Source organism: Methylobacterium sp. WL6 (genome assembly GCF_008040095.1).
Classification (GTDB): Bacteria; Pseudomonadota; Alphaproteobacteria; order Rhizobiales; family Beijerinckiaceae; genus Methylobacterium.
Window position 1 is genome coordinate 1 of record NZ_VRVH01000111.1, and the last position, 13652, is coordinate 13652.

11 protein-coding genes and 1 pseudogene are annotated in these 13652 nt (G+C 71.1%); 9 read left to right on the forward strand and 3 right to left on the reverse strand.

Going from position 1 to position 13652, the window contains the following annotated elements; genetic code table 11:
- From FV230_RS30780 to FV230_RS15455, 3 genes and pseudogenes are all read left to right on the forward strand, one after another.
- A pseudogene (locus FV230_RS30780) lies at positions 1-124 on the forward strand (short-chain dehydrogenase); the annotation flags it as partial.
- A complete protein-coding gene (locus FV230_RS15450) occupies positions 108-743 on the forward strand; it encodes an SDR family oxidoreductase (protein WP_147843023.1) in 636 nt (211 codons plus the stop codon). The pseudogene FV230_RS30780 and the gene FV230_RS15450, both read left to right, overlap by 17 nt.
- Before the next feature lie 4 nt (positions 744-747).
- Positions 748-1530, forward strand: coding sequence for an SDR family oxidoreductase (locus tag FV230_RS15455; RefSeq protein WP_147843024.1), 783 nt, complete (start codon positions 748-750; stop codon positions 1528-1530).
- A 48-nt stretch (positions 1531-1578) separates the two neighbouring features.
- Here the strand turns inward: FV230_RS15455 and FV230_RS15460 are convergent, their stop codons facing one another.
- Positions 1579-3675: a 3-hydroxyacyl-CoA dehydrogenase NAD-binding domain-containing protein gene (locus FV230_RS15460; RefSeq protein ID WP_147843025.1), complete on the reverse strand. Its 2097-nt coding sequence runs from the start codon at positions 3673-3675 to the stop codon at positions 1579-1581.
- 85 nt (positions 3676-3760) lie between these two features.
- Positions 3761-4954, reverse strand: a complete 1194-nt coding sequence (locus tag FV230_RS15465; protein WP_147843026.1) for a CaiB/BaiF CoA-transferase family protein — start codon at positions 4952-4954, stop codon at positions 3761-3763.
- Between the two features lie 172 nt (positions 4955-5126).
- On the opposite strand from FV230_RS15465, the gene FV230_RS15470 reads away from it, so the two are divergent.
- From FV230_RS15470 to FV230_RS15485, 4 genes are all read left to right on the forward strand, one after another.
- The gene (locus FV230_RS15470; protein ID WP_246694863.1) at positions 5127-6830 is read left to right on the forward strand and encodes an AMP-binding protein; all 1704 of its coding nucleotides are present in this window, start codon (positions 5127-5129) and stop codon (positions 6828-6830) included.
- Positions 6827-8011 (forward strand): acetyl-CoA C-acyltransferase, encoded by a 1185-nt coding sequence (locus FV230_RS15475; RefSeq protein WP_147843028.1) that lies wholly within the window; start codon positions 6827-6829, stop codon positions 8009-8011. The genes FV230_RS15470 and FV230_RS15475 overlap by 4 nt, the downstream gene beginning before the upstream one ends.
- Positions 8012-8037: 26 nt before the next feature.
- On the forward strand, positions 8038-9234 hold the full coding sequence (locus FV230_RS15480) for an acyl-CoA dehydrogenase family protein (protein WP_147843029.1): 1197 nt from the start codon (positions 8038-8040) through the stop codon (positions 9232-9234).
- 197 nt (positions 9235-9431) lie between these two features.
- On the forward strand, positions 9432-10583 hold the full coding sequence (locus FV230_RS15485) for an acyl-CoA dehydrogenase (RefSeq protein WP_147843030.1): 1152 nt from the start codon (positions 9432-9434) through the stop codon (positions 10581-10583).
- 25 nt (positions 10584-10608) lie between these two features.
- On the opposite strand, the gene FV230_RS15490 is transcribed toward FV230_RS15485, so the two are convergent.
- Positions 10609-11835 carry a TetR/AcrR family transcriptional regulator gene (locus FV230_RS15490; protein WP_147843031.1) on the reverse strand — a complete coding sequence of 409 codons (1227 nt, stop codon included), beginning with the start codon at positions 11833-11835 and terminating at the stop codon, positions 10609-10611.
- A gap of 224 nt (positions 11836-12059) precedes the next feature.
- Between FV230_RS15490 and phaZ the strand changes: the two genes are divergently transcribed.
- A complete protein-coding gene (gene phaZ, locus FV230_RS15495) occupies positions 12060-13268 on the forward strand; it encodes a polyhydroxyalkanoate depolymerase (RefSeq protein ID WP_147843032.1) in 1209 nt (402 codons plus the stop codon).
- Positions 13269-13377: 109 nt separating this feature from the next.
- A partial coding sequence (locus tag FV230_RS15500; RefSeq protein ID WP_246694864.1) for a DUF4175 family protein occupies positions 13378-13652 on the forward strand: 275 nt, incomplete at its 3' end.

Genomic DNA, 13652 nt, shown 5'->3' on the forward strand with positions numbered 1-13652 from the left:
GGTCTCGGCGGCCGGCCTGCTCAGCCAGATCGGCAGCGCGACCTATTCCACCACCAAGCACGCCGCCCTCGGCTTCTGCGAGCACCTCGCGATCACCCATCGCAACGATGGCATCCGCGTCGCCGCGACCTGCGACGTCGGCGTGGCCGAGAGCGTCGCCGACCTCGTCTCGCGGACGATCCGGGAGCACGAGGCCGGTCGACGTCTATTGCTCGAATGCCGGCATCCTGCTGCGCGACCCCGATCCCGAGAATGCGGCCTCCGCGCCCGATGCCGACTGGGCGCGCGCCTGGGCGGTCAACGTGATGGCCCACGTCCACGCGGCGCGCGCGCTGCTGCCGGATTGGATCGCCCGACGCGCGGGGACCTTCCTCGCCACGGTCTCGGCGGCCGGCCTGCTCAGCCAGATCGGCAGCGCGACCTATTCCACCACCAAGCACGCCGCCCTCGGCTTCTGCGAGCACCTCGCGATCACCCATCGCAACGATGGCATCCGCGTCGCCGCGCTCTGCCCGCAGGGGGTCGACACCGCGATGGTGCGCGGCGCCTCGGCGCGCGAGCCGGCGCTCCTCGACGGGCTGCTCAGCCCCGAAGCGGTGGCGGAGGCGGCGTTCGCCGGCCTCGCCGAGGGTCGCTTCCTGATCCTGCCGCACCCGCAGGTCGCCGGTTACGTGCGCCGCAAGGCCGACGACCACGACCGCTGGATCGGCGGCATGATCAAGCTCAGACGCGCGAGAGGATGATCCGATGTCGCTGTTCGATCTCACCGGCAAGGTCGCCATCATCACCGGCTCGTCCCGCGGGATCGGGCGCGCCATCGCGCTCCGCATGGCCGAGCAGGGCGCGCGGGTGGTGGTGTCGTCGCGCAAGCGCGAGGCCTGCGACGCGGTCGTCGCCGAGATCGAGGCGGCGCACGGCGCCGGCCGCGCCATCGCGGTGCCGGCCAGCATCTCGGTGAAGGAGGACCTCGTCCGTTTGATCGGCGAGACCAACGACCGTTTCGGCGCGGTCGACACGCTGGTCTGCAACGCCGCGAGCAACCCGTATTACGGGCCGCTGGCCGACATCAAGGACGAGCAGTTCACCAAGATCCTGTCGAACAACATCGTCTCGAACCACTGGCTGATCCAGCTGGTGGCGCCGGCGATGATCGCCCGGCGCGACGGCGCGATCGTCATCGTCTCCTCGATCGGCGGCCTCAAGGGCTCGCCGGTGATCGGCGCCTACAACGTCTCGAAGGCGGCCGACATGCAGCTCGCGCGGAACTACGCGGTCGAGTACGGCCCGCACAACGTCCGGGTGAACTGCATCTGCCCCGGCCTCGTCCGCACCGACTTCGCCCGCGCCCTGTGGGAGGATCCGAAGGTCCTGGAATCCGCGACCTCGCTCGCGCCTTTGCGCCGCATCGGCGAGCCCGACGAGATCGCCGGTGCGGCGATCTTCCTCGCCTCGGCCGCGGGGCGGTTCACGACGGGCCAGGCCATCGTGGTGGACGGCGGCGTGACGATCGCCAGCGGGGCGATCGGGTAGACGCTGCGTATTGCCCTCCCCCCTCGGCGGGGGAGGGAGACGCGGGTTCTACGCCGCCGTCCGTGCCGCTCTATCGTACCCGGCGAAGCTGCCGCCCTCGGCGACCAGCTTCTCCAGCAGGGAAGAGGGCGCGAATTCCGGCCCGTGTTCCGCCTCGAAGGCCTTCATCCGGTCGAGGATCTTGCCGAGGCCGATGCCGTCGGCCCAGTGCATCGGGCCGCCGGTGTAGACCGGCCAGCCGTAGCCGTTGATCCAGACCGTATCGATGTCGGAGGCGCGCAAAGCCTTGCCCTCCTCGAGGATCTTCGCGCCCTCGTTCACCATCGGATAGAGGCAGCGCTCCAGGATCTCCTGGTCGGTGACGGTGCGGCGGGCGATGCCCTTGCGCTCGGAGACGTCGCGGATCACCGCCTCGACCGCATCCGAGGGCGAGGGCTTCCGGTTCTCGTCGTAATCGTAGAAGCCGCGGCCGGTCTTCTGCCCCCGGCGGTCCTGCTCGCACAGGATGTCGCGCACGCTCTCGCCCTTCGAGGTCTCCGCCGACCAGCCGATGTCGAGGCCGGCCAGATCGCTCATCGCGAACGGCCCCATCGGCAGGCCGACGCCCTCCACCACCCGGTCGACGTCCTGCGGCAGGGCGCCTTCGAGGATCAGCTTGTTCGCCTCGCGCTGGCGCTGCTCCAGCATGCGGTTGCCGACGAAGCCGTGGCAGACGCCGACCAGCACCGCGACCTTGCCGATGCGGCGCCCGAGCGCCATCGCGGTGGCGATCACGTCCGGGGCGGTCTCGGCGCCACGCACCACCTCGAGCAGGCGCATGACGTTGGCCGGCGAGAAGAAGTGCATCCCGATCACGTCCTGCGGCCGCCGGGTCATGCCGGCGATCACGTCGATGTCGAGGTAGGAGGTGTTGGAGGCGAGGATCGCGCCAGGCTTGGCGATGGCGTCGAGCGTCCGGAAGATCGTGCGCTTGAGGTCCATGTCCTCGAACGCCGCCTCGATAATCAGGTCGCAGCCGGCCAGGTCCGCGAAGTCGAGGCTGTCGGTGAGCAGCGCCATGCGGGTCTCGACGTCGGCGGCGGTGATGCGTCCCTTCTTCGCCGAGCCGTCGTAGTTCCGGCGGATCGTCTTCAGCCCGCGCTCCAACGCCTCGGGCTTGGCCTCGACGATCGTCACCGGGATGCCGGCGTTGAGGAAGTTCATGCTGATGCCGCCGCCCATAGTGCCGGCGCCGATGATGCCGACGCGGGCGACCGGGCGGGTCGGGACGTCCTTGCCGAGGCCCGGGATCTTGGCGGCCTCGCGCTCGGCGAAGAAGACGTGACGCTGGGCGATCGACTGGGCGCCGTGCATCAGCCGCTCGAAGGTCTCGCGCTGGAAGGCGATGCCCTCCGCGAACGGCATGCTGCAGGCCGCCTCGACGCAGCGGATGCAGGCCTCCGGCGCCTCGAAGCCGCGGAACTTCTTGGCGTTCGCCTTGCGGAAGGCGTCGAACAGGGCGGGGTCGTCGCGCCCTTCCGCGATGCGGTCGTCGCGGTCGCGGATGCGGGGCGAGGCCTGTCCCTCGGCGAGGATGCGCTCGGCGAAGGCGGTCGCGTCGGCGACCAGCGTGTCCGCGCCGGTCAGCGCATCGAGCAAGCCCATCGCGTGCGCGGCCTTCGCGCCGACGGGCTGGCCCGAGGTGATGATCTCCAGGGCCTTCTGCGGGCCGACCACGCGGGGCAGGCGCTGCGTGCCGCCGGCGCCGGGGACGAGGCCGAGCTTCACCTCCGGCAGGCCGAGCTTCGCCGAGGGCGTCGCCACGCGGTGGTGGCAGGCCAGCGCCAGCTCGAGACCGCCGCCGAGCGCCTGCCCGTGGATCGCCGCGACCACCGGCTTGAACGAGGTCTCGACGATGTCGAGCAGCTCGCCGAGCCCCATGCCGCGGGGCGGCTTGCCGAACTCGGTGATGTCGGCGCCGCCGGAGAACAGCTTGCCCGAGCCGGTGAGCACGATCGCCCCGACCTCCGCATCCGCCCCGGCTTCCGCGATCCGGTCGCGCAGGCCCTCGCGGACGGCCGCGCCGAGCGCGTTCACCGGCGGCGAGGCGAGCGTGATGACGGCGACGCGGCCGTCGCGGCGGAGGGTAATCGGGGTGTCGGTCATGCTGGCTTCCTCATCGTGCGCCGCGTCCGGCCGGGTCCGGGCGTCGGCGGTTTTCGAGATCGGGGTTCGGTCGCACGGGCCGGCGTCAGCCCGCGACGATGCCGCGCGTCCGCAGGTCGGCGATATGCTCCGAATCGAGGCCGAGTTCCGCGAGCAGCGCGCGCGTGTGCTCGCCGAGGCCCGGCGGCGGCCGGCGCACCGGGGGACGGGCTCCGTCGAGGCGGTAGGGCGGCGCGAGGACGGGCGATCGTCCCGCATGCAGCATGTGCGCTTCGGCCGTCCGATCGGAACGGAACGCCTCGTGCAGGCCGGCGACCTCGCCGCAGGGAATGCCCGCGTCCCGGAGCGCTGCGATCAGCGTCGCCCGCGGGATGCGCGCGAGCTCGCGGTCGATTTCGGGCGCGAGCCGGTGGCGGTGGCGCGAGCGGCCGAGGTTGGTCGCGTAGTTCGGATCGGCCGCGAGGTCCTCCCGGCCGATCACCGTGCAGAAGCGGCGGTACTGGCCGTTGTTGCCGACGGTGATGACCAGGGGGCCGTCGGCCGCCTCGAACACGCCGTAGGGCACGATCGCCGGGTGCGCGTTGCCGACCCGCTCGGGATCGCGCCCGAGCGCGAGCGCCGCGAGGCCGACATAGGAGGTCAGGCTGAGGCCGGAATCGTAGAGCGCCATCTCGACGTGGCGGCCGCGCCCGGTGCGGTGGCGCTGAAGGAGCGCCGCGAGCACCGCCTGGGCCGCATACTGGCCGGTGAACAGATCGACGGCCGCGACGCCGAACTTCAGCGGAGGCTCATCCGGGCGGCCGTTCAGCGCCATGAGGCCCGCCTCGCCCTGCACCACGAGGTCGTAGCCCGGGCGTTCCGCCTCCGGCCCGTCGCCGACGTAGCCGGCGACCGAGCAGTAGATCAGCCCCGGGTTCTCCGCCGACAGGCGGTCGTAGCCGAGCCCGAGCCTGTCGGCGCCGCCCCGCTTGAAGTTCTGGATCAGCACGTCGCAGCCGGCCGCGATCCTTCGTGCCAGCGCCGCACCCTCCTCGGACGCCAGGTCGAGGCCGAGCGAGCGCTTGTTGCGGTTCACGCTGTCGAAATACGTCGTATTGCCGGGGCTCGTGGCGACGCCCCAGTCGCGGGTGTCGTCGCCGCGGGTCGGATGCTCGACCTTGATCACGTCGGCGCCGAGGTCGCCCAGCACCTGCGCGCACCACGGCCCGGCGAGCACCCGCGACAGGTCGAGGACGCGGATGCCCGCCAGCGGCAGGTCCGGTTCCGTCGTCCGCTCCATCGGCTCCTCCTGGCCCCGTGTCCGGCACGTCTGCGGCGCCGCTCGACACCGGCCCGCCCGTTCCATTTTCGAAAAACCGGTATGTTCGGTTGACACCGCCCGGCATCGGCATAGATCGAATTTCGCAATCATGGAACAGCGGCCCGCACGAGGCCGCGTCTGGGAGGTTGGCGTGTCGCATCAGGCGATCCGGGAGACCGAGCCGACGGCGGAGCCGCGGGCACAAGCCTGGGCGCGCCATTTCCCGGATGCCTGCAACTGGGACGGCCCGGTCGAGATCGGCACCATCCCGGACCTGCTGGCGGCGGGCGTCGCCGCGGCGAAGGGCCCGGCCTTCGATTTCCGCGGACGCGCGATCGGCTTTCCCGAATTCGCCGACCACGTCGAGGCGGTCGCCGCCGGCCTGATCGATCGCGGGCTGACGCCCGACGCCACGATCGGCCTCCACCTGCCGAACACCCCGTTCCACCCGGTCGCCTTCTTCGCGGCGGCTCGGGCCGGCCTGCAGGTGGTGCACCTGTCCGGTCTCGATGCGCCGCGCGAGCTCGCGCACAAGCTCGGCACCACCCGCGCGCGCGTCCTCGTCACCACCAACCTCCCGGGCTTCCTGCCGGTGGCGCTGAAGCTCCTCGACGAGGGCGCCGTCGATACCCTCCTCGTCGGCGACGACGCGGAATGGGGCGCCTCGACGGTGTCCGAGCCGCTGCCGATCCCCGAGCGCCCCGGCGTCGTGACCCTGTCGGCCCTGCGCCGGGCACCGCGTCCGGCGGCCTGGCCGCAGCGCGAGCCCTCCGACGTGATGCTGCTGCAGTTCACCGGCGGCACCACCGGGCTGCCGAAGGCGGCGATGCTGACCCACGGCAACCTCACGGCTTCCGTCTCGATGTACCGGCTCTGGACCGACGACGGGGACGAGGGCGAGGCCTCGGCCCGCACCGTCTGCGTGCTGCCGCTCTTCCACATCTACGCGCTGACGACGGTGCTGCTGCGCGGCATCCGCGGCGGCACCCAGATCCTGCTGCGCCAGCGCTTCGACCTGGACGAGATCATCGCCGACATCGAGGTCCGCCGCGCCACCGCGCTGCCCGGCGTGCCGACGATGTGGTTCGCGCTGCTGAACCGCCCCGGCATCGAGGCGGTGGACTTCTCGTCGCTGCGCTCGTGCATGAGCGGCGGCGCGCCCCTGCCCTTCGACGTGATGAGCCGCCTCAGCCGGCTGATGGGCGTGAACCTCGCCGTCGGCTGGGGCATGACCGAGACCGCGCCGGCGGGCACCCGCCTGCCGCGGGCGGGGGAGCGCCGCCCCGGCGTGATCGGCATTCCGCTGAAGGGCGTCGACATGCGCGTCGTCTCCCTCGACGACCCGTCGGTGGAGGTGCCGACGGGCGAGACCGGCGAGATCGCGATCCGCGGGCCGAACGTCTTCGTCGGCTACTTCGAGCAACCCGACGCCACCGCGGACGCGTTCCGCGACGACTGGTTCCTCACCGGGGACATCGGGCGGGTGGACGAGAACGGCCTGTTCGACTTGGTCGACCGGCGCAAGAACATGATCATCTCCGGCGGCTACAACGTCTATCCGGTGCAGATCGAGAGCGCGATCTACGAGCACCCGGCCGTCGCCGAGACGATCGTGATCGGCGTGCCCTGCGCGTACCGCGGGCAGGCGGCCAAGGCCTTCGTCACCCTGAAGCCCGGCGCCGAGCGCTTCAGCCTCGACGCGCTCAACGACTTCCTCGGCAGCCGCATCGGCCGCCACGAGATCCCCCGGGCGCTCGAGTTCCGGGACGCCCTGCCCCGCAGCCCGGCGGGCAAGCTGCTCGCCAGCGTGCTCGTCGCCGAAGAGCGCGCGAAGACCGGAGCCGACCCCGCATGACCGACGCCGTCATCGTCTCGACCGCCCGCACGCCGATCGGCAAGGCGTTCCGCGGCGCGCTGAACCTCACCGACGGCGCCGATCTCGGCGCGCACGCGATCCGCGCCGCGGTCGAGCGCGCGCGCGTCGAGCCGAGCGAGGTCGAGGAGGTGGTCCTCGGCTGCGGCTACCCGGAGAACGCCACGGGCGGCAACGTCGCGCGGCATGCGAGCCTCGTCGCCGGCATCCCGGTCGGGTCGGCCGGCGTGACCGTGTCGCGGTTCTGCGCCTCGGGCCTGGAGGCGATCGCCAGCGCCGCCCGCCGCGTCATCCTCGACGGCGTCCCTGTGGCGGTGGCCGGGGGCCTCGAATCGATCAGCCTCGTGCAGCCGAAGGTGCAGAAGGAGCTGACCCGGAACGATTGGCTGCTGGCGCACCTGCCGGCGATCTACATGCCGATGATCGAGACCGCCGACATCGTCGCCGGGCGCTACGGCATCTCGCGCGAGGCGCAGGATGCGTTCGCGCTCGAAAGCCAGCGCCGCACCGCGGCGGCGCAGGAGCGCGGCCTGTTCGACGACGAGATCGTGCCGATCTCCGCGATGATGTCGGTCACCGACAAGGCCACGGGCGAGACCCGCACCGTCGAGACCCGGCTCGCCAAGGACGAGGGCAACCGCCCCGACACGACGCTGGAAGGCTTGGCCAAGCTCAAGCCCGTGCGCGGCGAGCATGCGTTCGTCACCGCCGGCAACGCCAGCCAGCTCTCGGACGGCGCGTCCGCCTGCGTGGTGATGTCGCGGGCGGAGGCGGCGCGGCGCGGTTTGGCCCCGCTCGGCAGCTTCCGCGGGTTCGCCTCGGCCGGCTGCGACCCCGACGAGATGGGCATCGGCCCGGTCTTCGCCGTGCCGCGCCTGCTGGAACGCCACGGGCTCAAGGTCGCCGACATCGACCTGTGGGAGCTGAACGAGGCCTTCGCCAGCCAGTCGCTCTATTGCCGCGACACGCTCGGGATCGATCCCGAGCGGGTCAACGTCAACGGCGGCGCGATCAGCGTCGGCCACCCCTTCGGCATGAGCGGCGCCCGCCTCGTCGGCCACGCCCTGCTCGAGGGCCGGCGGCGCAAGGCGCGCTACGCCGTCGTCACCATGTGCGTGGCCGGCGGCATGGGCTGCGCCGGCCTCTTCGAGATCGCCGCCTAGCGATCCGCGACGATCAGGAGACACCGATGGATCTGCGCTACACCGCCGACGAGATCGCGTTCCGCGACGAGGTCCGCAGCTTCTGCCGCGAGAAGATCCCGGCCGAGATCCGGCGCAAGGTCTCGGAAGGCCGCGGCCTCGGCAAGGACGACGTCGTCACGTCCCAGCGCATCCTGAACGCGCGCGGCTGGGCCGTGCCGCACTGGCCCAAGGAATGGGGCGGCCAGGATTGGACGCCGATCCAGCGCTACATCTACACCGAGGAGCTGCTGCAGGCGGCGGTGCCGCTGCCGCAGCAGTTCAACTGCTACATGTTCGGCCCGGTGCTCGCGACCTTCGGCAACCAGGAGCAGAAGCGGCGCTTCCTCGCGCGGGCGGCCAATCTCGACGATTGGTGGTGCCAGGGCTTCTCCGAGCCCGGCGCCGGCTCGGACCTCGCCTCGCTCAAGACCAAGGCGGTGCGGGATGGCGACCATTACGTCGTCGACGGGCAGAAGACTTGGACGACGCTGGGCCAGCATGCCGACTGGATCTTCTGCCTCGTGCGCACCGACATGGAGGCGAAGAAGCAGCGCGGCATCTCTTTCCTCGTGATGGACATGACGTCGCCCGGCATCACCGTGCGCCCGATCATCACCCTGGAGGGGCGCCACGAGGTTAACGAGGTGTTCTTCGATTCCGTGCGCGTGCCGGTCGAGAACCTGATCGGCGAGGAGAACAAGGGCTGGGACTACGCGAAATTCCTGCTCGCCAACGAGCGCACCGGCATCGCCCGCATCGGCCTGACCAAGGAGCGCATCCAGCGCATCAAGCGCCTCGCCAAGGAGATGCCCTCCGGCGCCGGCTCGATGTGGGACGACGGCGATTTCCGCGGACGGGTCGCCGAGGTCGAGATCGAGCTGAAGGCGCTCGAGATCACGCAGATGCGGGTCGCGGCCAAGCAGGGCCGCGCCGATTCGGTGCAGCCCGACCCGGCCTCCTCGCTCCTGAAGATCCGCGGCTCGCAGCTGCAGCAGGCGGCGACCGAGCTGCTGGTGGAGCTCGCAGGGCCGTTCTCGCTCGCCGCGCCCCAGCGCGGCGCCGGCGCCAACAACCCGCCCGGCGGCTTCGACTGGGTCGACGCGGCCGCGCCGAGCTACTTCAACAACCGCAAGGTCTCGATCTACGGCGGCTCGAACGAGATCCAGCACAACGTCATCGCCAAGGGCATCTTGGGCTTGTGAGACGCGCAACCCCCGCTCTCAGACCCTGAACCTCATCCTGAGGTGCCCGCGCCAGCGGGCCTCGAAGGAGCGTTCCAGGGATCGCACGCGAACTGGAGCGCTCCTTCGAGGCCTCCGCTTCGCTGCGGCACCTCAGGATGAGGGCGCGGATCGGATCGCGGTCGTCGTCGCTTCACGTCATTCGGAAAATGCGATCCATGGATTTCGACTTCAGCGAAGAGCAGAACCTGTTGCGCGACAGCGTCGAGCGCTTCTGCGCCGACGGCTACCCGTCGCTGGAGGCGCGCCAGGCCCGGGCTCGCGAGCCTCTGGGGTTCTCCGAGCCAAACTGGGGCAAGCTCGCCGAGCTCGGCGTCTGCGGCCTGCCGTTCTCCGAGGAGGATGGCGGGTTCGGCGGCGGCGCCGTCGAGACGATGATCGTGATGGAGGCGATCGGCCGGAACCTCGCGGTCGAGCCGTTCTTCGCCAGCGGCGTTCTCGGCTCCACCGCGATCCGGCTCGGCGCCGATTCGACCCAGAAGGCGCGATGGCTCCCCGGGATCGTGGAGGGTTCGACCCGCCTCGCCCTCGCCCAGACCGAGCGGCAGTCCCGCTACGACCTTCACGATGTCGCGACCAGGGCCCGCCGCGACGGCTCGGGCTTCGTGCTCGACGGACAGAAGAGCGTCGTGCTGAACGCCGATTCCGCCGGCTTGATCGTCGTCAGCGCCCGGGTGTCGGGCGAGCGCCGCGACCCGCACGGGATCGGCCTGTTCGTGGTGCCGGCCGATGCGCCGGGCGTCACCATCGAGCCCTATCCGACCCAGGATGGCGGCCGGGCCGCGGAGGTGACCTTCGCCGGCGTGGCCGTTGATGGCGGCGACGTGCTCGGCGATTCCGAGGGCGGCCTGCCGCTGCTGGTGCGCGTCGCCGAGCATGGGATCGCGGCGCTGGCGGCCGAGGCCCTCGGCTCGATGTCGGCGCTGCATGCGCTGACCGTCGATTACCTCAAGACGCGCAAGCAGTTCGGCGTCACGGTCGGCAGCTTTCAGGCGCTGCAGCACCGGGCGGTCGACATGCTGATCGCCCTCGAGCAGGCGCGCTCCATGGCGATCTACGGGGCGATGATGGTCGAGGCCGGCGATGCCGCCGAGCGTGCCGCCGCCCTCTCGGCGGTGAAGGTGCAGGTCAACAAGGCGTGCCGCTTCCTCGGCCAGGAGGCGGTTCAGCTCCACGGCGGCATCGGCATGACCATGGAGTACATCGGCGCGCACCACTTCAAGCGCCTGGCGATGATCGAGTACCAGCTCGGCGACACGCCCTACCACCTGCGCCGCGTCGCCGACGACGGCGGCCTGATCGCGGCCTGACGCGATCCGAGGACCCGGGCACGCGCTAATCGGCGGCCGCGTGGATCCCCATGAACAGCGGGCGCACGAAGATCTCGGCCGCATCGGCGCCGGCGACGTCGCACCAGCGGTCGAGGTCGGAGGCGGCGTCGATCATGCTGCTCACCACCTGCGCGGCGATCGACGGGTCGACGGCGCGGATCGAGCCGTCGGCGATGCCGTCGCCGATCGGGAAGGCCAGGCGCTCCCACAGGCGGCGCATGGTCAGCGGGATCTCGGCGCGCAGGGTGTCCGGCAGGGCGCCGACGGCGGTGCAGCGCAGGAGCGGGCCGCCCTCGGAGACCTGGTGGCGCATCAGCGCGCGGGCGCAGGCGGTGATCCGAGTCCAGCCGGTGCCGCCGGCCGCCTCGGCCGCCTCCTGCTCCCGGCGCAGGATGGCGAAGGTGCGCGCGAAGCACTGGGCGATCAGGTCGTCCTTGTTGTCGTTGTGATGGTAGAACGAGCCCTTGGTGACGCTGAGCCGCGCCGAGATCTTCTCCACCGAGGCGCCGCGATAGCCTTCCTCGTTGATCAGCGCCGTCGCCGCCCGCAGGAACGGCTCGGTCGGGTCGCCCTGGGCCGCGATCGGGTCCGGTGCGTCGCCGCTCCAGTGGCTCTCCGGGCTCGCCAGGCCGTGCAGCAGGAGATCGGCGATCCGCGCCCCGACGCGGGGGTAATCCGCCGCCTCGTAGCGGTCGATCCAGGCGCGGACCGTGTGCACCACCGAGACGACGAGGTGCGTCCGTGCCCGCAACGCGTCGCGGTCGAGGCCCGGGAAGGCGGCCTCGGGGAAGAACGCGGCGCGCGCCTGCCGGAAGAAGGCGTTGTAGGCGGCGTATACCGCCGCGCTCTGCGGCTCGGGCAGCGCGCGCATGTCGGTCAGCCGAACCTGAGGCGCCCGCGCCCCGGTCTCGATCGCCGCGAGGTCGCGGAAGTAGGCGGCCAGGAACGCGGAGAGGCGCTCTGCCGGGTCGGCGAGCGCCGCCGTCTCGGCGAGCAGCGCCTCGTGCCACGCGATCGTGCTGACGTAGCAGGCGGCCGCGAGGTCCTCCTTGCGGCGGTAATAGTAGGTGATGCTGTTGGGCATCAGCCCGACGCTGCCGCCGACGTCGTTGAGCGCCGTGCCGCGGATGCCGCGGGCATTGAAGTGCCGTGCCGCCGCATCGAGGATCGCCCCGCGCTTGAGGGCATAGCGTTTGGTCTGCCCGGCCGCGGGCCTGCCTCCGTCGATCATCCCAGCGGTTGAGCATGGCGGCGCACGAACTGACAAGCGCCGCGCCGTCAAACGTGGTACTGCGAAGACACAGGCCGACGGCTTCGTACTTTTAGACGGTTGCGGTGGGTGCGCGGCCGTCTGATCCTGACCGCATGATGATGCAGCACGAAGCGGCGTATCAGCCCCATCCCGAAGCCGCGACCGCCCGCCTATCGGGCCGGTCGCGCACGAGTGCCCGCCCCATGCTGTACGACGCGTTCGAGATGCAGTGCGACCTGGCCCAGCAGACGCGGGCCTGGGGGCGCGTGCTGCACGATGCCGTCTCGCCCTGGACAGCCTTCGGCGATCCGGTGAACTGGATGTCGGCCGGCGCCCGCATGATGATGCGCGCCGGACTGACCTTCGCGCGCCCGTCCTTCGGCATCGAGGCGGTGACGGTCGGCAACCGCGAGGTCTCGGTGGTCGAGGAGCCGGTCCTCGTCACGCCGTTCGGCACCCTGCTGCGCTTTCGCAAGGACATCGATTCCGAGCAGCCGAAGGTGCTGGTCGTGGCCCCGCTCTCGGGCCACTTCGCGACGCTGCTGCGCAGCACGGTGAAGACCCTGCTGCCCGACCACGACGTCTACATCACCGATTGGCACAACGCCCGCGACGTGCCGCTCTCCGACGGCGCGTTCGGGTTCGACGACTATGTCGGGCACCTCGTGCAGTTCCTTGGGGCGATGGACGGCCCCGCGCACGTGCTTGCGGTCTGCCAGCCGACCGTCCAGGCGCTCGCCGCCGCCGCCGTGATGGCGGAATCGAAGGATGCGGCCACGCCCCGCAGCATGACGCTGATGGCCGGCCCGGTGGATTGCCGCATCAGCCCGACCTCGGTGAACGCGCTCGCCACCTCGAAGCCGATCGAGTGGTTCGAGAAGAACCTGATCGCCACCGTGCCGCGGCGCCACAAGGGCGCCGGCCGCCGGGTCTATCCCGGCTTCGTCCAGGTCTCGGCCTTCGTCTCGATGAACACCAAGCGCCACGTCCAGGGCCATGCGGACCTGTTCTGGCACATGGCCAACGGCGAGGTCGAGAAGGCCGACGCGATCGCCGGGTTCTACGACGAGTACTTCGCCGTGCTCGACCTCGCGGCGGAGTTCTACATCGAGACCGTCAAGACGGTGTTCCAGGATTACACCCTGGCCAAGAACGAACTGACCTATCGCGGCAACCGGATCGACATGCGCGCGATCCGCAAGACCGCGCTGATGACGGTCGAGGGCGAGCGCGACGACATCTGCGCCGTCGGCCAGACCATGGCGGCGCACGACCTCTGTACCGGCCTGCCCCCGCACATGCGCAGCCACCACCTCCAGGCCGGCGTCGGCCATTACGGGGTGTTCTCGGGCCGCAAGTGGGAGGGGCAGACCTACCCGCTGGTGCGCAACTTCATCCAGTCGCACAACTGAGGACGGCCGCCCCGCCCTGAGCGGATTTGACCCGCACGCGCACGTTGCGCACCATGCTAGCTTGCCTGCACGAACGTGCTGGTTCGAGGGCGGCGAGGCGATTGCGGGCGTGAGCAGTAACGATCCGAAGCGATCCGGCACCGCCGCACGGCTCGACCGGCTGGTGGCGCGCTCCAACGCCGCCGGCCTGTGGGAGCGGGCCTGGCCGGTGCTGTGGCGCGGCCTCGGCGTCGTCCTGGCCTTCCTCGCCGTCTCCTGGCTCGGCCTTTGGCTCGATCTCTCCGCCACCTGGCGCATCGTCGGCCTCGTCGCCTTCGGTGCCGCGCTGGTCGCCGTGCTCGCCCCGCTCGCTCGGCTGCGCCGGACGGAGCGGCGCGCCGCGCT

Bases quoted from the DNA above. Each gene is read 5' to 3' on its own strand.
- FV230_RS15460 (WP_147843025.1), bottom strand. From the start codon at position 3,675: ATGACCGACACCCCGATTACCCTCCGCCGCGACGGCCGCGTCGCCGTC.
- FV230_RS15475 (WP_147843028.1), top strand. From the start codon at position 6,827: ATGACCGACGCCGTCATCGTCTCGACCGCCCGCACGCCGATCGGCAAG.
- FV230_RS15450 (WP_147843023.1), top strand. From the start codon at position 108: ATGGCATCCGCGTCGCCGCGACCTGCGACGTCGGCGTGGCCGAGAGCG.
- FV230_RS15480 (WP_147843029.1), top strand. From the start codon at position 8,038: ATGGATCTGCGCTACACCGCCGACGAGATCGCGTTCCGCGACGAGGTC.
- FV230_RS15485 (WP_147843030.1), top strand. From the start codon at position 9,432: ATGGATTTCGACTTCAGCGAAGAGCAGAACCTGTTGCGCGACAGCGTC.
- FV230_RS15490 (WP_147843031.1), bottom strand. From the start codon at position 11,835: ATGATCGACGGAGGCAGGCCCGCGGCCGGGCAGACCAAACGCTATGCC.
- FV230_RS15465 (WP_147843026.1), bottom strand. From the start codon at position 4,954: ATGGAGCGGACGACGGAACCGGACCTGCCGCTGGCGGGCATCCGCGTC.
- phaZ (WP_147843032.1), top strand. From the start codon at position 12,060: ATGCTGTACGACGCGTTCGAGATGCAGTGCGACCTGGCCCAGCAGACG.
- FV230_RS15455 (WP_147843024.1), top strand. From the start codon at position 748: ATGTCGCTGTTCGATCTCACCGGCAAGGTCGCCATCATCACCGGCTCG.